Consider the following 21,260-nt stretch of genomic DNA (forward strand, 5'->3'; position numbering starts at 1 on the left):
TGACCATTCAGGATTTAGCTGCCAAGCTCGGCTTCGATCAGCGTCTTGAAGTCGTCATAAGGCTGATTTTCAACCTTCTTCCCATTCACGACGAAAGTAGGCGTCGCCTGAATTCCATCGCGTTCGGCATTTTCCTGATACCAGGCCACCAGTGTCTGCGCGCGGGTACCGTCCTGCAGGCAAGCCTCAAGCTGATCATTGTCTATGCCAGCGAGACGCCCGATCTTGCGCAGTTCATCAACGATTTCGGCAGGACCTCCGGCACGGGTCCACTCCGACTGGCCTTCATACAGCAGGTCGGTGATGCCAAAGAACTTGTCAGGTCCTGCACAGCGCGCGACCATTGATGCCCACAGGCCATAGCGGTCGAAATACACCTCGCGGTAAGTGAACTTTACCTTTCCGGTGTCGATGAAGTCCTTCTTGAGCTGCTTGTACGCGCCCTGATGGAAATTCGCGCAGTGCGGGCAGGTGTACGATGCATATTCGATGATCTCGACTGGCGCGTCTTCGGCCCCCTGCACCATCTCGACGATGGTCGAGGTGTCCAATTCCGCCTCTTGCGCCTCAGCAGCACCAACAAGCGGGTTCGAAGGGATCGTGTTACTCGACGTTGTCAGCCAATAGCCGCCAGCGGCCACGGCGACAGCCGCACATATTACGGTTGCAATCCGGCTCATTCATCAGCCCTTTCTTAGCGTTTCTGTCTGGATAAAACGTTGCGGCCCAAACGTTCAAGGGCCGCGCGCAAATCTTCATCATCAACCGCGCGCGACACATTGTCGGCCTCAGCTGCGATTTCTGGTGAAACAACCGGTTTCGTCTGTTTCGGTTTGTGATCGAAACTCGCCTGCCCCTCAGCAAATCCGGTAGGCGCGGTCTGGGTGATACGCACCCGATTGATCGCGTTGTAACCATAGACCGCATTCACTTTGTCGCGCAGCTGTTCTTTCTGCATCTCTAGCATTGGCGCCTGCGGCCCGGTTGTCAGCACCGTCAGTGTCGCGCCAAAGCCACCCTTGGCGTATCCCACATTCACCGGCCGGGCGATCGACGCGATGTCCTGGCCCACAATCTCGGCCCAATGGGTCAAAAGGCGCGAGACGGCAAATCCCCGGCTTTCCCCGGCCTGCCTGATCCGGTCGTTCAGCAAAGTGGCGGTGCGCTTGAACCCGCGGGTCGAGGAACGTCTGCGTTGCATCTGGTTTCCAACTCCTGCGCCGCTATTGTAATAGGCTGATACCCGGACGCCAGTGAAACCCGACAGAGAGTTACATAAAACTTGCGTGACTGCACCGAATCTGACCTGAGCAATACGCTGCTGGATTGGTACGACCGCCACGCACGTGAAATGCCTTGGCGTATTGGCCCGGCAGCGCGTGCCGCAGGCGTAGCACCAGACCCCTACCGCGTCTGGCTATCCGAAGTGATGCTGCAACAAACGACCGTTGCCGCTGTTCGCGACTATTTTGTTCGTTTCACCACGCGCTGGCCAACCGTCGAAGCCCTTGCCAATGCGCAAGATGATCAGGTCATGGGGGAATGGGCTGGCCTGGGCTATTACGCCCGCGCCCGCAACCTTCTGAAATGCGCGCGGGTGGTTGCGTCCGCGCATGACGGGCAGTTTCCCAACAATTACGATGCACTACTGGAACTGCCGGGCGTTGGCCCCTACACGGCGGCGGCCATCGCAGCCATCGCATTTGATCGACCAGAAACTGTCCTGGACGGCAATGTCGAACGGGTCATGGCAAGGCTCTATGATATTCACGAACCCCTGCCCGCCTCAAAACCCCTGTTAAAGAAAAAAGCCGCGGCATTGACCCCGCAGCACCGGCCCGGAGATTACGCGCAGGCTGTCATGGATTTGGGTGCAACGATCTGTACTCCAAAATCTCCGACCTGCGGCATTTGCCCCCTGCATGCGGCCTGTCTGGCGCGGAAGGCGAGGACGCAGGTGGAACTGCCGCAAAAAACGCCCAAGAAGCCCAAACCCACCCGGCTGGGCCACATCTACATCGCCCAACGCGGAGATGGTGCCCTGCTGTTGGAACGCCGCCCCGATAAGGGTCTGCTGGGCGGAATGTTGGGCTGGCCCGGCTCGGACTGGTCCGAAACACCGCTGGAAAGCCCTCCGTTCCCGGCGCGATGGCACGAAATCCCCGGTGAAGTGAGACACACCTTCACCCACTTTCACCTGATCCTGCGTATTTGGACAACCGAATTGCCAGACGGTTGCGATCCGAACGGTCTGACAGTCATGGACAAACACCAATTCAGGCCCAGCGACCTGCCCACGGTTATGCGCAAGGCTTTTGACCTCTGGCGCGGCCAATAGACCGCTGGGCAAAGCCCAGTGCGCGGTCTACGGTGCCGCCAACGTTTCGGAGCCCCAACATGATCGCATCTGACACCCTGTCCCGATGGCAATCCGCCCTTCCCTTTTGGGTCTCATACCTCCTGATCCCACTGATCTGGATGACCACTACGGCAGGCGGATGGTGGGTCCTGCTGGTACCGCTTTCGACATGGTGGGTCTTTGCGGTGCTTGACCGGCTGACCGGCCTAAACCTTGAAAACGCCGACCCGGATACGCCAGATACGGGGCTGCAATGGTATATCTGGCTGACCAAAGCCTGGGCACCGGTGCAATTCCTCACGCTCTATGGGCTGATCTGGTACACTACCCGAGCCGTAGATATGAGCTCGGTCGAAAAAATCGGCGTGTTCTTCGGCATGGGCGTCCTTTCCGGAACGATCGGGATCAACTACAGCCACGAGCTGATGCATCAGAAAGGCAAACTGGAACGCTGGCTGGGCGATTTCCTGTTGTCGATGGTCCTTTATTCCCATTTCCGGTCCGAGCACCTGCTGGTTCACCACCGCTACGTCGGAACTCCGCGCGATCCGGTAACCGCGCGCTACAACGAAGGTTTCCACCGGTTCTATCCGCGCGTTCTGCGCCAAAGCCTCATCTCAGCCTTTCGCGCCGAGCGGGAAAAACTGGCCCGCAAAGACCGCCCGTGGACCGATCCGGCAAACCCGTTCTGGCGCTATTGGAGCCTGCAAGGAGCCATGCTGCTGCTAGCATTTCTGATCGGCGGATGGGCAGGGCTAGGCCTGTTTTTGGTACAGGCCGGCACCGCGATCTGGCAGCTTGAACTTGTTAACTATGTCGAGCACTACGGGCTGACGCGCAAATATCTGGGCGATGGCAAGTACGAGCATGTGCACCCGCGCCATTCCTGGAACGCGTCACAAAAGGCTTCAAACTGGCTGTTGATCAACCTGCAACGCCACTCGGACCACCACTACAAGCCAAACCGCCGCTTTCCACTGCTGCAACACCATTCGCAGGATGCAGCGCCGCAACTGCCTCATGGATATCCGGTCATGACCCTTGCCGCGATGATTCCGCCCTTGTGGCGGCGTATCATGAATCCGAGGGTCCGCGCATGGCGGCGTCAATACTATCCCGAAATCACCAACTGGAAGCCTTACAACAAAGCGCACAACCCTGCCCCTCGCACCTGACTGCAGCGCGCTGCCCGGCCCAACGGGAAGGATCGCATCTTTGATGCGCTGCTGACAGGCGGGAGCCCTGGTTGCTACAGCACCCAGACATCCATCGGGGCTGTAACACCGCGAACAGGCTGGTCCGAGTGCTGTGCAAACCCGGTCATCATGTCTTGCGCATTTGGCGTCTCGCTTAGGGCCTGAGACCGCAATGCATCACTGACAATGATGCGCGCTTGAAAATCGCGCGTCAGGGCCTCTAGCTTCGCGGCAACATTCACCGCATCGCCGATCACTGCAAATTCCAGCCGGTTTGCACCGATATCCCCCAGTACGACCGAGCCATAATGAACCCCGACCCCGATCCGAATCTCTGGCTCACCCGCGCGCTTGCGCTCCAAATTCCAACGGTCGATCATCTCGACCATGGACCGCGCGCATGCCAGCGCATTGCTTGCATCCAGCTCTCCAGGTACGGGGGTTCCAAACGTGGCCATCAGCCCATCGCCCAAGTATTTGTCGAGTGTTCCGTGATGGCGAAACACCTCGGTCTCCATTCGGGCGTGGAAACCACGCAAAACTTCAATAACCTCATATGGATCACGGCCAGCCGAGAACTTGGTGAAGCCAACGATGTCGATAAATAGAACCGCGATATCCTCTTTGCGGACCTGCTTCAGAGGTTCGTCGTTCTGGCTCAGCTCATCCACCACATTCGGCGAAAAGTATCGAGACAGATTCGCGCGTTCACGTTCAAGCCCAGCATTGGACATCAGCAAGCGATTGAGGCGGCGCATCGACACCCCAAGCGTCACTGCGACCATGACAAAAACGATCACCTGCTGGATGCGTAGGGTTGGCATGAAACTGTTGGGATCCATGAACTCGGCCACATCCGGGTAGCCTGACAAAGCCTCGGCTACACGCTCGCTAATCCCGGGGATCGGGGTGGCGACCCACCAAGCGATCACCCATCCAGCCGTCCACATCATCGCCGTCCACGAACCGATCGCAATGACAGTGCGCCAAGAATAGGCAAGCGTCCCTGCTGCCAGGATAATGAAGAAATATTGAAAATTGTCGAACCGATACTGCATCGCCAGTGGTCGCACATCGTCGCTGAACGGGTTTGGCACAATCATCCCCAGCGTCATGATCAGCAGATCGACAAAGATCAAAAGCAACTCGGTCCGGGATTGCCCCACACGACCCGCGCGTTGGATCAGCCAACCATTGGCGCAGATCAGAAGCAGGATGAAATGGTACCATAGGACCTCCCACTGGGGATTCAGATAGATCAGCAACAGCCCGGTCAACGCCATCGCGATCCAGCGTGCACGAACAGCCAGTTCAAGCCCCTCTCGCTTGTGTCGTTCCAGTGCTGCCTCGGTATATTTGTTGTCCAGATCGAAGTTGTCCGGTTGCGTAACAAAGAACCGGCTAAGGCGGGATTGACTGGCGGTGGTCTCGGTCATTGCCTTTATCTCCCAAATGGGCTGTCAGGGGCTGCCCTATGCAACCATCTCACAGGCAAAAACAAAAGACCCCGCCGGTAACGGCGGGGCAAGGCGTAGTGCCTTGTGTCAGGCCACAGGCACCGGCGGTATTCAGTTATGCAATTCGGCCCTGATCTGCTGACGCAACACGTCGATGGGCACGGTTTTGCCATCGCGTTTGAAGCACCAATAGGTCCAGCCGTTACAAGACGGTGCATTTTCCAGATGCGCGCCAACCTGATGGATTGAACCTTTGACGTTCTGCCCTACCAGAGTCCCGTCGGCGCGGACCTTGGCTTTATGGCGTTGGTTCATCGAATACAGTTCCTCACCCGGGCGCAGCATGCCGCGTTCGACCAATTGGCCGAAGGGCACGCGCGGCTCAGCGCGCTTGCTGGCGCTGACTTCCAACGCTTCGCGGTCAAACTTACGGACCTTTGAGATACGCTTTTCAGCCACCTTGCGATAACTTTCTTCGCGCTCAATCCCAATGAACTCACGCCCCAGCATTTTCGCTACAGCACCTGTGGTGCCCGTGCCAAAGAACGGATCCAGCACCACGTCACCAGGATTGGTCGAGCCAATCAGGACACGATGCAGCAGTGATTCCGGTTTCTGTGTCGGATGCGCCTTATCGCCGTTTTCGTCCTTGAGTCGTTCATGCCCGGTGCAGATCGGCAGTACCCAATCGCTGCGCATCTGCACACCTTCGTTCAGCGCTTTCAGTGCTTCGTAGTTAAACGTGTATTTGGCCCCTTCACGCTTGGACGCCCAGATCATTGTTTCATGCGCATTGGTAAACCGCTTGCCACGGAAGTTTGGCATCGGGTTGGACTTGCGCCACACAACGTCGTTCAAAATCCAATAGCCCGCATCCTGCAGGGCGGAACCCACGCGGAAAATGTTGTGATAAGACCCAATCACCCAGATCGCACCATTGGGCTTCAGCAGACGATGCGCAGCCTTCAACCATTCCCGCGTGAACTGGTCATAAGCCCCAAAGCTGCTGAACTGATCCCAGTGATCATCGACCGCATCGACCTGAGAATTATCGGGCCGGTGCAATTGACCTTTCAACTGTAAATTATACGGGGGGTCCGCAAAAATCAGGTCAACCGACGCGTCGGGCAGACTGTTCATCGCCTCGATGCAGTCACCGGATAGAATCGTGTTTAAAGGGAGCGCGGCTGCGCCCTTTGTCTTGATTGTGGTCATATCACTGCCTCAGTTCCACGGCGCTTTTGCGCTCATTTGGTTGAGACAAGGATGAGTCAAAGATGATTCGCCGTCAATTTCTTTTTTGAATCAGCGACTTACGATTTACTCTTGATACAAGATATTGTGGACCGGTTTGAACGAACGTCTATGGTGTGGGGTCACGCCAAGATTTTGCAACGCCTCGCGGTGCTGTTTTGTCGGATATCCGGCATTCGCCTCCCACCCATAGCCGGGATGCTGTTGCGCCAAATCCACCATCAGCTGATCACGCCAGATTTTTGCAATGATCGACGCTGCCGAAATCGACACCGACCGTGCGTCGCCCTTCACCACCGCCTGCGAGGGTAATTTCATACCGCGCGGGATCATGTTGCCATCAATCAGCAAGAAATCCGGAGCCGGGTCCAGCGCAGCTACCGCGCGTACCATCGCCAGATGCGAGGCGCGCAGGATGTTATGCTCATCGATCTCTGCAACCGTGGCTTCGGCCACCGCGACCTCTGCCCGGTCGCGCAATATCTCATCCAAACCGCCGCGACGCTTGGCCGTCAGTTTTTTTGAATCGTTCAACCCAGCGGGAATGTCATCCGGGTTCAAAATAACCGCTGCGGCTACAACCGGGCCGGCCAGCGGACCGCGCCCAACCTCATCCACCCCGGCAATTCGGACATATCCGCGTGCCAGCAAAGCCCGTTCGAGTCCATAATCAGGTGTCGTCATACCCTTGGCAAATCGTGTTTCGCAGCGCTTCGCAAGAAAAAAGAGAGGGCAGCTTGCGCCACCCTCTCCCGCGCGGCGCTTCTATGGCGCCACTCCTGCTCGAAACCTGTTACTGGTAAACGACGCGGTATCCTTTCTGGCGCAGGCAGGCGGGTTCGTATGCCCGTTTTACCTTTTTACCATTCCAGAAACCAACCTTGCATTGGTGTGGCAGGCTATCGGCATGTTTATAGTACTTCTTCAGGCAATTTGGCCCAAGCAGCGGACGCTTGTTCGAATAGGCATTGAACGTGCGCAGGCAACGCTGCGGTAGGTCATACCGCGCCACCCGCTTTGGCAACGGGCGTACAGCATGTTTTTTCTTGGCCTTCTTCGCCTTGGCTTCAGCCTGCTTGTGACGCTTGCGGCGCTCTGCCTCTTCGTCGCGCTTTTTCTCCTGATGATAGTGGTTGACCGCAGCACCTATGAGCGCGATCGCAGCCAATCCGCCGAGAATATCTCGGGTATCTGCCGCCCGTGCCTGCGACGCTGAGATCCCCGTAATGGCGACGGCGGTTGCTATGATCAGAGCGATAAATTTCCGGTGCATGATGCGTGTCCTTTCGGATAATGGGCAGGCCGGTTACCGACCGCGAATTTGATAACCTGACACTGCGACCACCCCGTTCAGACAAGCAATAACGGCATACTGTTATTCAATATCAGCACCACAAACCCCCTGAGGTTATTGAATATCCACCCAACCCATGCGCAGGATGCAGCCCATGAAACAGATCCTCTCTTCTCTGGCTCTGACGGCCCTGATATCGGTTGGGTCGCAAGCCATCGCGGCAGATTGCTATGCCGACTACAAGGCCAAGCAGGACAATCCCTTACGCCTGCACTATGGCGTCATGCAGGTCTCAAGCTGCGATAAAGGCTCGGCCCGGAAAGAAGTCGCCAAGCGGCTGAAATCAAACGGCTGGACCCTGCTGAACGTGATGACCGTTTTCGAGGCGGGTGGATTGGATCAAAGGAAGGCCAATGCCGGAAAATACTATCTCCGTTACTGAGGCGCGTCGTTCGGGGGTTCGGCTGGTTGGTCTGGGGATTGCGGCAATCGTCGCGATCCTGGTGACTGCAGCGGTTTTCCTGTTCTGGACGCTACCGGACGCAAATGCCTTCAACGCGCGGGTTGAACGGCTGTTTGTCGAGGCTGACCTGACCTCGCAATCGGAAATCCGTCTGCTCGAGATTCTGGCGCAATCGGGCACCGCCTTTGCCGATACGCTATCCAGCTATCGAATGGTCATCTTCGTGCTGTTGGTCTTTGCCAGCGCCATGCTGATCACCGCGCTTGTTTTTCTGGTCATGCTGGTTCTGCTGAACCGCCGCATGGCCCAGATTGAGCGGACGGGGATCCAGGTAACATCCCTGCTGATCAGCCGTGAAGAGAATACCGTTTATCTCAACAACATGGATTTTAAGTTGACCCCCGCCGCGATGGAAACGCTTTCGGTTCTGGCTGAATCCCGGCTGGATGACGAGGTCCTGTCGGGTGCCCAGATTGAAGCGATGATCTCGGGCAGAAACGCTGCAGATTGCGATGAGGCCGCCGGGGCAACCCGGATCAAACGCCTGCGCGACGCCTTGGGAAATCAGATGGTCAGTGAGCTGCTGGTGAAGAACATCGCCAAGAAGGGCTATATGCTATCGATTGAGAAAGACGTTATTCAAATGGTCTGAGGATGCCATTGCGGTAAAATCTACGTGCGCATCTTGGAATTCTCGCCCTCAAGACCCATGATATAAGGGCTTGGCCAAGGGAGGTTGCAGATGAACGTCCATGCCACACCGAATGTCAAAGGCTATGGGATATCAGTTGAGCCGCTGCAGGGACGGATCGCGATCTACCGTGGTGATATACTGCTGGCCGAAAGCCACAACGCCAAAGTGATGTACGAAACGCGGCTACCTCCCGCGATCTATGTTCCGCGCGAAGACCTGTGCGTCGAACTCAGCCCTGAGACCGAATTGCAGACGTTCTGCCCCTTCAAGGGCACCGCAACCTATCACGACATTAGCCTTCCGGAAGAGCGCCTTACGAACTCGATCTGGGCCTATGAAGACGCCTTCCCTGAAAGCGCGGCCATTCAGGGCCATTTTGGATTCATGCCGGATACTGCGACGCGGATCGACCTTGGCGACAACCAACTGCGTCAACCCGACGATGGCAATATCAGCGGCCCCCTGATCGATTGGCTGATGCGCAGTGCGTCCGAAATTGACACTCCTGATGCCTTCACAAAAGCGCTGGCCGAGAAAATGCTGGAACATGGCATTGCTATTCAACGCCTGAGCATTCTGGTCTGGTCGCTGCATCCGCTGATCGCAGGCAAACACTACATCTGGGAGAAAGACTCGGCTGAGATTTCGACCCACACTCCAACCTATGAAATTCATGATCATCCTGCCTTTACCAACAGCCCCCTGCGTCACGTTTCAAACGGGTTGGGTGGTGTCCGGCAGCGCCTGAACAACGACAATCCGCATAACAGCTTTCCGATCATCGAAGACCTGCGCGCAAAAGGGGCCACCGATTACGTTGCCATGCCACTGCCTTTCTCGGATGGGCGAACGAATGTCCTGACCCTGACTTGTGATCATCCCGATGGGTTCACGACTGAGAATCTGGGTCTGGTTTTTGAATGCTCTACCGTCATCGCGCGGTTCTACGAGGTCTTCATGCAGCGCGAAAACGCGCAGGTTCTGCTGGAAACCTACGTAGGCAAGCGCAGCGGTGCGCGCGTTCTGGGGGGCGAGATTCGCCGCGGTGATGGCGATGACATAGATGCGGCGATCATGTTTTGCGATCTTCGAAATTCAACCGCATTGGAAGAAAAACTGGGGCGTGATGACTATATCGAGCTACTGAATGCGTTTTTTGAGACAGTTTCAGGGATCGTGCACGACCATGACGGAGAAGTTCTGAAATTCATCGGCGACGCTGTTCTTGCCGTCTTCCCGGCGGGTGACGATGCCGCCAACGCCCGATCCAGCGCGCAGCTTTCGGCAACTGAGATCGTCGAAAAACTGGGTGAATTGCGCAGTGACGGAAGTGATCATGATTTCGACTGCACGATTGGTGTCGCCTATGGCCGCGTCACCTATGGCAATGTGGGCTCGCGCGAACGGTTGGACTTTACCGTGATCGGTCAGGCCGCCAATGTCGCTGCCAGATTGGGCGAATATGGCAAAACCGTCGGACATAGAATTGTTGTCTCGCAAGATATCGAACCTGTTTGCAAACAGGCGATCCCTTTAGGGGCGATCAAGCTGCACAACGTCTCGCAACCGATCAAATCATTTGCCCTGCAAACCTCAGCCGATGCCTGATTTGACAGTTTACTTCGCAAGAGTTGAACCTCAAAATGTGCCACCCACTATCTCGGATCGGGCAACCTAGGGCCTTACGCGAGATACCGTACACACCGTGTCTGGTTGACATCAATGGTTCAAAAACCACCGCCCAGCAGGATCAGAGCCGTCTGCGCAGGTGAGATCGTCTGTTGGATTTGATTGATCTGATTGCGGGCCAGATACGTGTCGGTCAGCTTTTCGATTGCCTCACTTTCAGTGAACTGCGCCAGATCGGATGAACCCGTAACGCGCTGCAACCGATCCTTGAACACCTCAAGCTGCTTGTCGATATCCAGTTGCGCAAATGCTGATGGCAGGCCCAATGCAGTTTCCATCATACTGCGCAAGGGGGGCAGCCCCATCAGATCAAACCACCGTCTGTCCTCACTGCCACCCTGGCCAGCCAGATCGCGCAATGCATGCTGGGTGTACAACGCGATACGCATCGATTCATCTGCTTCACCAACCGAGATTTCAAATCGCGCAATCAAGTTGTCGTCGGCGATCTTTTCCATGGCGTCCACCAATCCGGTCTTGCGCACATCGCCGGGACCAAGTCCAAAGGCATTGGCAAAATCACGGTACCTGCCGTCGGCCAGCCTGTTCGCAAGCGCATCGTCAGCCTGCGTTCCATCGGACAAGATTTTTTGGACAAAATACCGATTGTCGAGATCACCTTCCAAGCCAAACGCACCCAAAGCCACCTGCAACAACCGTCGGTCCGAAACCAGATCCTCGGCCGTCTGGACCTTGCCAATATTGTCGAGAAAATACCTTGAGTCCCGTTCGTTGATCCCCGAGGTGGAATAGCTTTGAAGCTGCGCATCATAAGTACGCTGCAAAAAGCGCCAGCCAACTAGCCCACTTGATGGTATGACCGGCTGAAAGGTCACTGCTGATATGCCATCAGACGTTCTTCGCGCGGCAACAGTGAACGCAAAGCCTTCAAACACTTATAATATTGCTCTGCCACCAACGCTTCAGTTGCGTTGGCCAGGACCCGGCGACTGTCGGCATCCGTGAAAACCTGGCTCAGCTCTTCCACGCGCCGCAGAAGTTGCTGGCGCGCCAGCTCAGGTTCGGTATCGCCTGACAGAACCAACTGCGCGGCATAGCAGACACGGCGTACCGGCGTGTTGACCTCTTCCGGGTGAATGGCATCGCGCAGGCGCAGGACATTTGCCTGAGGTGTCATGATCGAAAACCGACTGCGTCGATCCCCGTTTTCAATTACAACACCATTGATCAGAACCCGTTCCTTTGGGGCAAGTTTCAGGACCAGACCCCCCATCAGTTGCCCCTCATTTGACGTAACCCGCGCAACACGGCCATGTTGATCTCAAGCAGCGGCTCAACGGTCGCCTTGTTCGCCAGCACCTGGCTGCTGTGTTGTTCGGTAAACTCAGCCAAATAGAAAATCCGCGCCCGCAGATTGCTCGGCAGCCCGTTATCCGCATCCGCCACATCGGTTGCCAGCACAGTCCACAGGCGGCGATTTTCGTGCAAGGCTTGAACGAACCCTCGGAAATCAGCCGTTTTCCGCGTGGAAGCAGCCTTCAACCGATGTGTAATCCTGGAAATCGCCTCATACTCTGTATCCCGAGGTGTTCGCGTCGGTGCAGCAGATTGCGCATAAGCGCGGTGAGCAAGCGTTTGCGGTGTCACTTGAAATCCTTCCAATTGTCCTTCAACGGGCGATCAAGTCCGGGGCACGGCGTGCGTGCCCCGGATCAGTTCCAAAGTTAACGGAACAGCGACAGGATGGACTGTGGCGCCTGGTTCGCGATCGATAGCGATTGGGTTGCCAGCTGTTGCTGGACCTGCAACGCTTGTAGTCGCGCCGAGGTTTCTTCCATGTCAGCGTCAACCAACGAGCCGATACCGGATTTGAACGAGTCAGACAGGTTCGAGATGAACTCTTTCTGGGTCTCGATCCGACCCTGCGCCGAACCAAAAGCCGCCGAGGCATCAATCGCAGTATCGATGAGGCCTTCGATCGCGCCAAGCGCTGCGGATGCGCCGGCAGAAGTCGACACATCAATCGAGGCCAGAGCGCCTAGACCGCCAGAGTTCGCATTGGCATATTGACCGCTGATCTGCAGCGAATCTGACCCTTCGTTGGTGATATCGAGTTGCGCAGCATTCGTACCCGGATCATAGACGACCGAAACATTGGCATCCGAAGCTTCGATGGCAGCTTTTAGCCCCGCAGCGATGATCTCTTCGGGCGCGTTGCCTGCGGCGATATCCTCAGCCCGGACTGTATAAGACGCGACATCGTCGCCCAGTCGGACCGTGAAAGTATCGCCAGCGGACAATGTGCCCGGATCAGCGATCACGATGCTTCCATCATCATCGCTTCCGCCGTTTCCATCCAACGAAAATCCGAATGCGTCGGCCGTATCCGCGGTGACCCCGTCAGTTCCAGTGAACACGTCGGCAGCAGTGTAACCACCTGTCGACAGGTTTTGCGCCGATACGCTAATGGAAGACGCTGTCACATTGCCTGCATTGTCTCGATCCAAAGAGGACAGAATGCTTGCGCCAGCCCCACCGTTCACCAGATTGAGGCCGTTGAACTGGGCAGCGCCGACAACCGATTCGATCTGATCCCTAAGCGCGGCCACATCGGTGTTGATCTTAGCACGATCAACGTTGTCTTCCTGCGCCGCAACGATCTTGCCTTTCATCTGGTTCAGCAGATCCGTCACAGTTTCTGAGGCGTTTCGTGCAACTGCGACAGTGGATTCACCCAAGGCCAGGCTGTCCTTGATCGCATTGAAGCCGTTGACGTCTGATTCCATCACCTTCGAGATGGCCCAGACAGCCGAGTTATCCTTGGCTGTAGCCACATCCTTGCCGGTCGAGATCGCGTTTTGCGTCTGTGCGAGGTTCTTGTTGACCGATTTGAGAGTTTGCAGCGCAACCATTGCGCCATTGTTCGTCAGAATGCTGGACATATTTGTCATCCTCTTAGCGTTCGGGCGCGTTTGACGCCCATGTTGGACCCACCAAACCGGCAGGCATTCTGTCGTTCTGACCTGTGCGTCGTGCCTTGTGGCCTTCGCGCCACCCGTTGTTTCAGGTGCATCGCCACATTTGCCCCCGATCTCCTAACGGAGTGCTAAGACGGGCAAATCCGAAATCTCGGATTTGAATCAAACCTGATGCTATGCCCGTTTTTCCAGCTTTGCCCGCGATCGCAAGGCAAACCCACTACGCTGCCCCGAGGCGTCATAAGTGCTGAACTCCTGCCGGACCTGTTTCAGTTCCGCCATTCGGTCCGCCACAGCCCGAATACCCTCGGCCGCACTGTTCAAAAGGGCTTGGTTGCGCACGACCTTCTTCTGGATCCGGATCAGATCATCGCTTTCCAACACCTGCAGATCATTTATTGCACCGATCAAGTTCTCTTTTTCAGGCACCAATCGATCCAGATCGGTCAAATCCCCCTGGACCAGCGCTGTGCGCTCCAGATCCAAAAGGTCTTCCAGTGCATGAATCGGATCTTTATTCATCGGACTTCTCCATCATTGCATTGAACAAAATTTCCGAAAGGCCGATTCCACCCGCCTTTGCCATTTGCTGTGCCTGCTGTTGCACCAGAAACGAAGCAAACTGATCTTCGCCTGCACCACCGCCAAAGGAACTTCGTGCTTGGCCGAGTCCTGCTGACTTGAGCATTTCAGCCAGAAAAGCGGCCTCCAGCTCAACAGAGGCGGCTTTCAGCTTCTGTGGAATCTGGGCGGAGTGCATGGTCGCACTGGTAGATGTAATCGTCATCGGATTCTCCGAAAATTGCTATGAACTTTCTCGATCAAAGGGGAAAGCGGTTAAAATAAACGTAACTTCCTGTGGGCACAGTGCCGGCCAGATCAAAGAAACCCCGGAGCGAAAAATGACCAACCCGCTGACGATCATGTCGCCTGCATCTGCCACGGGTGACAAACCGGGGGCATCTCAGGGTAAAGAGCGTGATACCAAAGGTGGGTTTGCCTTTGAGGAAGTGCTCAATGAGGATGTCGAACAAATCGAATTGAAGGATGTAGATCCGTTTGTGGCTGATTCAAACCTGCCATCCGAACAATCAGAAATTCCATCTGTTTCTACGGCAGATTCAACTGAGACAATCAAAACCGACGAACTAGAGCCCGCCCAACTGCAGGTGGCTGCGCAAGAGGTCGCAAATGCGCCGAAACACCAAGCGGATTTTGCCGTCGGTGAGACGAACCATGTTGCCGCTCCGCCCAGCCCGGTACCGCAAATTTCGCAGTTGGCCTCTGAAAATTCAACGCTAAGACAAAATGCAGGCTCACCCGAAGCGGCTGCCCCAAGGCCTGACGCAAACGTGCTTCGAGCGCCAACCCAAGTTCCGATCCTTGATGTTAGCGGAAATGGATATCTACACCATAGGCCGGCCTCACACGCGCTAAATGCTAGCTTTATGGGGGATACGTTTTCGAAACTGGAACCGCCAAGTCCCGAACCAGAGGTGCCACTCGTCGCACGCGCAGTTGAGCCTGTAGAGGCTCGAATAACCCGGCAAACTGTCATTTCTGCCGCCTTGAAACCGCAGACAACAGCTTGGAATCTCGACCGGGCTCCGGGCGATGCTATTGCTGAAACGGCGATCAGCGCGGAAGTTGATGACCTTTTTGCAGTCAAAGACACAGCGGTGGGCCACACGATACGCGACACGACGCAAGCGATGCCCATCGCCGCAGCCCGCGCGGAAACGGCACGCACGATTGCGGGGCAACTGGCCGCTTCGATTTCGACCCGACCAAATACCGGTGGCGTTGAAATAGCCCTGAACCCCGAAGAGCTTGGGCGCGTATCAATCTCGCTCAACGGTCGAGAAGACGGGTTTCATCTATCGATCGCGGCCGAACGGCCCGAAACACTGGACCTGATGCGGCGACACATTGCGATCCTGTCGGCTGAGTTCGAAAAGCTGGGTTATGGGGATCTGTCGCTTGACCTTAGCATGTCCGGGGACTCGTCCCAGCATGGTGACCCATCAGAGCCTGACCCTTCCTCAGAAACGGTCGAAATGGTTCGCGACGCGGACCATAAGGCACCCACACTTTCGGCTGGCCCTGAAAGGGGCCTTGATATGAGGCTTTAATTGATGATTTCAGCGACCAATTCAGTGACCGCAACGGGTGCAAATCCCGGCGCAAACAACAATTCGGAACGCTCGGCACTGACGTCAGATTTCGAGACCTTTCTGCGCATGCTGACCGTGCAGGCGCGCAATCAGGATCCGCTTGAACCTCTGGATTCCTCCGAATATGCCTCTCAGCTGGCGCAGTTCTCGATGGTCGAACAACAAGTCAAAGCCAATGAGCTTCTGTCTGGCCTCGCGCTGACAATGGGGGCAGTCGATCTTAATCAGCTCACCGGGTGGGTTGGGATGAATGTCAAAACCGATGCACCGTTTCGCTTTGTAGATCAGCCTGTTCCGATTTTTGCTCAGGCCGAACCCACTGCCGACCGGGCCGAGTTGGTCATCCGCAACGACCAGGGCACCATTGTCGATCGCATCCCTGTGCCTACTGACAAGGCCGAATTCGAGTGGGCCGGGGTCAGCAGTGCCGGTGATCCCTTTCCCGCTGGCAGTTACTCAGCCACATTGGAGAGCTTCAAAAGAGGTGAGTTACTAACCAGCACGCCCGCATCTGCCTTCGGTCGGGTGGTAGAGGCACAGGTCAGCGAAGGTTGCATCATCCTGAAACTGGAGAGCGGTGCAGAGGTGTCCGCCGAAATGGTCACGCAAATCCGCACGGGCGCTTGATCTGGAAGGCAAGGCGGGCCAAAGCTTGGCGCATCGCGACTCGCCCCCTAACCCGGTATCTCTCCTGTCTGATCATCACCAACCTCCCCCGGGCCTTGTTGCCCAGCTCAGCACCCAAGGTTTGATCCGCCACGACGTGACCTTCGAGGTGTTGTACGGTGGGCGGACCAATCATGTCTGGAAGGTTTTGTCCGGCAATAGTGATGCCGTGCTTAAGCTATACAGTGCGCGGTTTCAGAACCCCTTGTTTCGCAACGATGCCCGGCTTGAGTCAGAATGTCTGCGCACGCTCAACAGCTTTGGCTTCGTGCCCAATTTACGTGCCACGGGTTCCTTTGGAGACGACAGCTGGGTCTACTATGACCACGCTCCGGGCGTCCCTTGGCAGGACGATGTTTCGGGCGTGGCCCATCTGCTTGGAAGGTTGCACCAAATTCCGGTCAATCTGGACCTCCCTAACGGCTGCAATGGCAGCGAAGATCTGGAACAGCACGCGTGTCAAATTCTGGCTGATTGCCACGCGGAAGAGCGGCGATCGTTGCTTGCAAAAAAACCTCAGGCCCAAGTACCGCCATTATCCGCGCGGTGCTTGATCCATGGCGATCCGGTCGCGGGAAACATCCTGCAATCGAAAAATGGGCTGACGCTGATCGATTGGCAATGCCCGGCCTTCGGTGACCCATGTGAAGACTTGGCGATATTCCTTTCACCTGCGATGCAGCAACTCTATCGAGGCGCGCCCTTGTCCGAGGCCGAAGAGACGCTGTTTCTTAAGGCCTACGACCAACCCGATATCACCGAACGCTATCTGTCATTGAGGCCTTGGTTTGCCTGGCGCATGGCCGCTTATTGTCTTTGGCGGGCCGAAAACGGTGCGGCTGATTATGCCATTGGGTATGAGTTGGAAGTTGAGGCCTTATAGGTCCGCCAGACCCAGATACGCATAGGCTGGCGGCATGACAGCGCGACGCCAACGGCCAAAGGGAAACCGCCCCGGCGCACCCGCAATAGGGGACGGAATGTCTGCGGATTGCCCCAGCACCAGTCGCGCCAAAGCACGTCCACAATAGGTTCCCATCGCCACACCATTGCCGTGGTAAGCAAACCCTGCATACATCCCCGGATGCTCAGGAACCGGGCCCACAAAGGGCACAAGGTTCCGGGCAAGGCAAACCATGCCGGACCACATATGTGTGACATCGACCGTGTCCCAGGCGGGGAACATCCGCCTGAAATCCCCGAAGGCCTTTTGCCGAATGCGCGCCTCAGCCCCAGGGGATGAAAGCAGCCCCCCTCGTGTCCCAAACAGAAATCGTCGATTGGGCATCAATCGGAAATAGTGCAGCAAATTACGCGTGTCATAGGCCATCTGATCCGACGTCCAGCCTTGCGCCTGCAGCTCGACATCAGTCAGAGGCCGCGTCACAAGAACCGTTGACTGTGCAGGCATATAACGCGCGGCCAACCAGGGCGGCAGATCCTCGCTTGAGTAGCCATTTGTGCACACCAGAACGTTCGAAGCACGAACGTGACCCGCAGGCGAGGTCAGCACGAATCCCGAGGTGGCCTGTTTGATCTGCGTGATCGGGCTGTTCTGGAACAGAGTTGCGCCCTTTGCCTGGGCAGCGCCTGCCAAGCCGAACAGATACTTTCGGGGGTTCAGGGCAAAACCAATCGGAGTTGTATAGCCGCCGAAAAACGCACCGCCCAACCCAAGGCTCCTCAGTTCGCCGATTTCGTGCAATTGTCCGGCCGGATCGGCCGACCGGCGCAATCGTTCCATCGCGCGCCGTGAATGGGCCAGTTGAGTTTCACCCTTGGAATGCGTTTCGGCGTCGATTTGGTTATCACGCAGAAGGTCAGCAACCAGTGAAACGGCGTCTTCTTCCGCTTGGTAATAGGCCTGCGTTGCCACCTGACCATAGCGACGGGTCAGACCAGCCTTGCTGAGCTTTGACCCGCCCAGACAACAAAAGCCCCCGTTTCGACCGGACGCCCCCCAGCCCGGTGTTTCCGCCTCGAACACAGCGACCGAAACCCCTGCCTCGGACAGATGCAATGCGGCGGACAAGCCGGTAAACCCGCCCCCGATGACGGCGACGTCAACGCTGATATCGTCTTCGAGCTTTGGCCAAGCAGGGGTCGCGATCGTCTCATCCCACCAACACCCCGCGCGTGGCGCGGGGCCGTAGGCATAATCAGGAAATATACGCCTCATTCAGCGCTTGCCGCGGCCAACTCATCCTGTTTCTGCCGAACCATCGCCCGCTTGGTCACCAGGGACGCGGTAATAACGCCCACCGTGACAACGGCGATCATTAACGTCGACAGCGCGTTGATCTCTGGACTGACCCCCAGACGCACAGCCGAGAAAATCTTGATCGGCAACGTGGTGGCAGAAGGTCCAGATGTAAACGAGGCAATCACAAGGTCATCCAGCGATAGGGTGAAAGCCAGCAGCCATCCCGAAATCACTGCAGGCGCGATGATTGGCAGTGTGACCAGACGAAACGCCTGCGCCGGAGAGCAGCCCAGGTCCAGCGCCGCCTCTTCCAACGACCGATCAAAGGTCACAAGACGCGAGGATACGACGACCGAGACAAAACACATCGAAAACGTCGTGTGCGCCAGAACGATGGTCAAGATCCCCCGGTCCAATCCGATGCCAATGAACAACAACAGCAGCGACAGACCCGTGATCACTTCGGGCATCACGAGCGGGGCATAGATCATCCCGGAAAACAGCGTGCGCCCAAAGAACCGTCCGCCGCGCACCAGAACGTAAGCTGCTGCGGTGCCCAGAATCGTGGCCAACGTTGACGAGAACACAGCCACACGCAGCGTGACCCAGGCTGCATCAAGAAAGGCTTGGTTCTGCATCAACTCGCCGTACCATTTGGTCGAAAAACCGGCCCAAACAGTGACTAGCTTGCTTTCGTTGAAGCTGAAGATGATCAGGATGATCATCGGGATATACAGAAAGGCAAATCCCAGCGTCAGTGAGACAGTGTTGAACCAGCTCAGCCTGTTCATTGTTCTGCCTCCGTCTGCTTTTGCTGGTTGCGCTGGAACAGCACAATCGGGATCACGAGGATGAGCAACAGAACCACGGCCACCGCGCTGGCGACGGGCCAATCGCGGTTCGAGAAGAACTCTTCCCACAGCACCTTACCGATCATCAAGGTCCCCGATCCGCCCAGTAGCGAGGGGATTACGAATTCCCCAATCACCGGAATCATCACGAGGAAGCAGCCCGCGATAATACCGGGGCGCGACAAGGGGATTGTGATCAACCAGAATGCCTGCAGTCGCGAACACCCAAGGTCTTCGGCGGCTTCGATCAGCGACCCGTCCATCCGTTCAAGCGACGAATAAATCGGCAGGATCATAAAAGGTAGGTAGGTATAAACGATACCGATATAAACTGCGGTATTCGTGTTCAGAATGGTCAACGGGGTCGAGATGATGCCCGTCCACAGCAACAATTGGTTCAGATAGCCTTCGTTGCTGAGGATACCCATCCATGCGTAGACCCGGATCAGAAACGAAGTCCAGAACGGCAGGATGACCAGCATCATGAATGTAGGTCGCCACTCTTCAGGTGCGCGCGCCATCGCATATGCGATCGGATACCCGACAATCAGCGTCAACACCGTTGAGATCAGCGCGATCTTTACGCTGGACAGATAGGCCTTCCAATAAAGATCATCTTCAGTCAGCCAGACAAAGTTTTCCAGATCAAGCTGGCTGAAGAAATCCCTGATACCCGCCCAACCTGCGGACAGGTCCAGCGTCGGAGTGTAGGGCGGAATGGCAAGTGCGGTGTCTGAAAGCGATATCTTTAGGACGATAAAGAACGGCACCAAGAACAGTGCCAGCAACCAGACATACGGGACAGCGATAAGAACAGCGCGGCGCATCAGTTTTCCAGCAGAACTGCGGCAGTCGCTGTCCAGGACAGCCAAACCGGGTCTTCCCAGGTGAATGAGCGGCGCGAGATGCGGCGCGTATTCGCTGTTTGCGCCTTGATGATCGTGCCGTTTGGCAGTTCGACATGATAGGTCGACAAGTTGCCCAGATAGGCGATGTCATGCACCTTGCCTTGAATGGCGTTGATCGCATCGACCGGGCGCTCGGCAGAGATCGCGACCTTTTCAGGCCGGATCGCCAGATGACAGCTCTGACCATTGGAAAGTTGGGTCGCGGAAGACGCCGCTAACGGGGGTTGCCCTTCTGCCCACTCGATCTGATAGCTTTCGTCGCCTGCTGCGGTAGCGCGTCCCTCAATGATATTCACATCCCCAATGAAATCAGCAACATAAACCGAGTTTGGCGTCTCATAGATGCGATCTGGAGTTGCCACTTGCATCAGTTTGCCCTGATCCATCACGGCCACTCGGCTGGCAACGGTCATCGCCTCTTCTTGATCGTGCGTCACGATGACAAAGGTCGTGCCGGTTTTTTCCTGAATGTCCATCAACTCGAACTGAGTATCCTGACGGAGTTTCTTATCCAAAGCGCCCAAAGGTTCGTCGAGCAATAGCAGTTTTGGTGCTTTGGCCAATGACCGGGCCAGCGCTACGCGTTGGCGTTGACCACCCGAGATCTGGTGCGGCTTGCGGCGTGCGAACTGTTCCAGCCGGGTTAGGCGCAGCATCTCATCGACCCGCTCTTCCAGATCGCGTTTGGGCATGTTGTCCCGGCGCAGGCCAAAGGCGATGTTGTCCCAGATGCTGAGATGAGGAAACAGCGCATACGACTGAAACATCATGTTTACCGCCCGTTTGTTGGGCGGGATCGGGTCGATATCCTGTCCACCCAGAAGGATGTGACCATCGGTAGGGGTTTCGAATCCGGCCAGCATCCGCATCATCGTGGTCTTGCCGCAGCCCGACGGGCCGAGCAGCGCAAAGAACTCACGCTCGTAGATATCCAATGAAAGATTGTCGATTGCGGTGAATGCGCCAAAACGCTTGGTGACGTTCTGGAACTGGATCAAGGGTTTCGCCTGCGGGTCATCCCACGGCGCAAAGACTTCAGAATTCAAGGCGGCCCCCGTTTATCGGTCAGGATAAAAATGGCGCAAGGCAGTGGGCCCGCCTTGCGCTATGATC

General features: G+C 56.4%; 24 protein-coding genes. 8 read left to right on the forward strand and 16 right to left on the reverse strand.

The annotated features are described in order from the left end of the window. Positions 1–14: 14 nt before the first annotated feature. Both ACR0JG_RS05250 and ACR0JG_RS05255 read right to left on the reverse strand, forming a co-directional pair. Positions 15–680 carry a DsbA family protein gene (locus ACR0JG_RS05250; protein ID WP_170562293.1) on the reverse strand — a complete coding sequence of 222 codons (666 nt, stop codon included), beginning with the start codon at positions 678–680 and terminating at the stop codon, positions 15–17. A gap of 14 nt (positions 681–694) precedes the next feature. Beyond that, complete coding sequence (locus tag ACR0JG_RS05255; protein ID WP_170398930.1) at positions 695–1,201, reverse strand: DUF721 domain-containing protein; 507 nt, start codon at positions 1,199–1,201, stop codon at positions 695–697. 81 nt (positions 1,202–1,282) lie between these two features. On the opposite strand from ACR0JG_RS05255, the gene mutY reads away from it, so the two are divergent. Continuing rightward, positions 1,283–2,338, forward strand: a complete 1,056-nt coding sequence (mutY, locus tag ACR0JG_RS05260; RefSeq protein ID WP_480567932.1) for an A/G-specific adenine glycosylase — start codon at positions 1,283–1,285, stop codon at positions 2,336–2,338. A gap of 59 nt (positions 2,339–2,397) precedes the next feature. Next, positions 2,398–3,534 (forward strand): alkane 1-monooxygenase, encoded by a 1,137-nt coding sequence (locus ACR0JG_RS05265; protein WP_480567934.1) that lies wholly within the window; start codon positions 2,398–2,400, stop codon positions 3,532–3,534. Between the two features lie 74 nt (positions 3,535–3,608). Here the strand turns inward: ACR0JG_RS05265 and ACR0JG_RS05270 are convergent, their stop codons facing one another. The 4 genes from ACR0JG_RS05270 to ACR0JG_RS05285 all read right to left on the reverse strand — a co-directional run bounded on the left by ACR0JG_RS05270 (position 3,609) and on the right by ACR0JG_RS05285 (position 7,539). Further along, positions 3,609–4,991, reverse strand: coding sequence for an adenylate/guanylate cyclase domain-containing protein (locus ACR0JG_RS05270; RefSeq protein WP_170398937.1), 1,383 nt, complete (start codon positions 4,989–4,991; stop codon positions 3,609–3,611). Positions 4,992–5,123: 132 nt separating this feature from the next. Further along, complete coding sequence (locus ACR0JG_RS05275; RefSeq protein WP_480567936.1) at positions 5,124–6,227, reverse strand: DNA methyltransferase; 1,104 nt, start codon at positions 6,225–6,227, stop codon at positions 5,124–5,126. A 105-nt stretch (positions 6,228–6,332) separates the two neighbouring features. Next, on the reverse strand, positions 6,333–6,950 hold the full coding sequence (locus ACR0JG_RS05280; protein WP_480567938.1) for a ribonuclease HII: 618 nt from the start codon (positions 6,948–6,950) through the stop codon (positions 6,333–6,335). A gap of 109 nt (positions 6,951–7,059) precedes the next feature. Then, entirely contained in the window at positions 7,060–7,539 is a 480-nt protein-coding gene (locus tag ACR0JG_RS05285; RefSeq protein WP_170425883.1) for a hypothetical protein, read from the reverse strand. Positions 7,540–7,714: 175 nt separating this feature from the next. On the opposite strand from ACR0JG_RS05285, the gene ACR0JG_RS05290 reads away from it, so the two are divergent. The 3 genes from ACR0JG_RS05290 to ACR0JG_RS05300 all read left to right on the forward strand — a co-directional run bounded on the left by ACR0JG_RS05290 (position 7,715) and on the right by ACR0JG_RS05300 (position 10,325). Then, the gene (locus ACR0JG_RS05290; RefSeq protein WP_170398948.1) at positions 7,715–8,002 is read left to right on the forward strand and encodes a hypothetical protein; all 288 of its coding nucleotides are present in this window, start codon (positions 7,715–7,717) and stop codon (positions 8,000–8,002) included. Further along, complete coding sequence (locus tag ACR0JG_RS05295; protein WP_170398951.1) at positions 7,974–8,675, forward strand: winged helix-turn-helix domain-containing protein; 702 nt, start codon at positions 7,974–7,976, stop codon at positions 8,673–8,675. The genes ACR0JG_RS05290 and ACR0JG_RS05295 overlap by 29 nt, the downstream gene beginning before the upstream one ends. Positions 8,676–8,765: 90 nt before the next feature. Continuing rightward, on the forward strand, positions 8,766–10,325 hold the full coding sequence (locus ACR0JG_RS05300) for a DUF427 domain-containing protein (RefSeq protein WP_480567940.1): 1,560 nt from the start codon (positions 8,766–8,768) through the stop codon (positions 10,323–10,325). A gap of 119 nt (positions 10,326–10,444) precedes the next feature. Here ACR0JG_RS05300 and ACR0JG_RS05305 read toward each other — a convergent pair whose 3' ends face one another. The 6 genes from ACR0JG_RS05305 to ACR0JG_RS05330 form a co-directional block, all read right to left on the reverse strand. Then, a complete protein-coding gene (locus ACR0JG_RS05305) occupies positions 10,445–11,242 on the reverse strand; it encodes a DUF1217 domain-containing protein (protein WP_480567942.1) in 798 nt (265 codons plus the stop codon). Beyond that, the gene (gene flbT / locus ACR0JG_RS05310) at positions 11,239–11,640 is read right to left on the reverse strand and encodes a flagellar biosynthesis repressor FlbT (protein ID WP_480567944.1); all 402 of its coding nucleotides are present in this window, start codon (positions 11,638–11,640) and stop codon (positions 11,239–11,241) included. Before flbT ends, ACR0JG_RS05305 begins: the two co-directional genes overlap by 4 nt. Further along, complete coding sequence (gene flaF / locus ACR0JG_RS05315) at positions 11,640–12,014, reverse strand: flagellar biosynthesis regulator FlaF (protein WP_170425892.1); 375 nt, start codon at positions 12,012–12,014, stop codon at positions 11,640–11,642. Before flaF ends, flbT begins: the two co-directional genes overlap by 1 nt. A 77-nt stretch (positions 12,015–12,091) precedes the next feature. Then, positions 12,092–13,309, reverse strand: coding sequence for a flagellin N-terminal helical domain-containing protein (locus ACR0JG_RS05320; protein WP_170406757.1), 1,218 nt, complete (start codon positions 13,307–13,309; stop codon positions 12,092–12,094). 210 nt (positions 13,310–13,519) lie between these two features. Next, positions 13,520–13,867 carry a flagellar biosynthesis protein FlgN gene (locus tag ACR0JG_RS05325; RefSeq protein WP_170425894.1) on the reverse strand — a complete coding sequence of 116 codons (348 nt, stop codon included), beginning with the start codon at positions 13,865–13,867 and terminating at the stop codon, positions 13,520–13,522. Then, entirely contained in the window at positions 13,860–14,132 is a 273-nt protein-coding gene (locus ACR0JG_RS05330; RefSeq protein WP_170425896.1) for a rod-binding protein, read from the reverse strand. The genes ACR0JG_RS05325 and ACR0JG_RS05330 overlap by 8 nt, the downstream gene beginning before the upstream one ends. Before the next feature lie 115 nt (positions 14,133–14,247). Between ACR0JG_RS05330 and ACR0JG_RS05335 the strand changes: the two genes are divergently transcribed. The 3 genes from ACR0JG_RS05335 to ACR0JG_RS05345 all read left to right on the forward strand — a co-directional run bounded on the left by ACR0JG_RS05335 (position 14,248) and on the right by ACR0JG_RS05345 (position 17,068). Beyond that, entirely contained in the window at positions 14,248–15,477 is a 1,230-nt protein-coding gene (locus tag ACR0JG_RS05335; RefSeq protein ID WP_480567946.1) for a flagellar hook-length control protein FliK, read from the forward strand. A gap of 3 nt (positions 15,478–15,480) precedes the next feature. Further along, entirely contained in the window at positions 15,481–16,146 is a 666-nt protein-coding gene (locus ACR0JG_RS05340) for a flagellar hook capping FlgD N-terminal domain-containing protein (protein ID WP_480569024.1), read from the forward strand. Positions 16,147–16,267: 121 nt separating this feature from the next. After that, complete coding sequence (locus ACR0JG_RS05345) at positions 16,268–17,068, forward strand: phosphotransferase family protein (protein WP_480567948.1); 801 nt, start codon at positions 16,268–16,270, stop codon at positions 17,066–17,068. On the opposite strand, the gene ACR0JG_RS05350 is transcribed toward ACR0JG_RS05345, so the two are convergent. Genes ACR0JG_RS05350 through ACR0JG_RS05365 form a run of 4 tightly spaced genes read right to left on the reverse strand, consistent with a single transcriptional unit; the run spans position 17,063 to position 21,193 of the window. Continuing rightward, positions 17,063–18,364 carry an NAD(P)/FAD-dependent oxidoreductase gene (locus tag ACR0JG_RS05350; protein ID WP_480567950.1) on the reverse strand — a complete coding sequence of 434 codons (1,302 nt, stop codon included), beginning with the start codon at positions 18,362–18,364 and terminating at the stop codon, positions 17,063–17,065. The two genes, ACR0JG_RS05345 and ACR0JG_RS05350, sit on opposite strands and share 6 nt — an antisense overlap. Continuing rightward, on the reverse strand, positions 18,361–19,179 hold the full coding sequence (locus ACR0JG_RS05355) for an ABC transporter permease (RefSeq protein WP_223117155.1): 819 nt from the start codon (positions 19,177–19,179) through the stop codon (positions 18,361–18,363). The genes ACR0JG_RS05350 and ACR0JG_RS05355 overlap by 4 nt, the downstream gene beginning before the upstream one ends. Beyond that, entirely contained in the window at positions 19,176–20,066 is an 891-nt protein-coding gene (locus tag ACR0JG_RS05360) for an ABC transporter permease subunit (protein ID WP_170508943.1), read from the reverse strand. The genes ACR0JG_RS05355 and ACR0JG_RS05360 overlap by 4 nt, the downstream gene beginning before the upstream one ends. After that, positions 20,066–21,193, reverse strand: coding sequence for an ABC transporter ATP-binding protein (locus ACR0JG_RS05365; protein ID WP_170425908.1), 1,128 nt, complete (start codon positions 21,191–21,193; stop codon positions 20,066–20,068). Before ACR0JG_RS05365 ends, ACR0JG_RS05360 begins: the two co-directional genes overlap by 1 nt. Between the last annotated feature and the right edge of the window lie 67 nt (positions 21,194–21,260).

The organism is Ruegeria sp. AD5, from assembly GCF_056542345.1.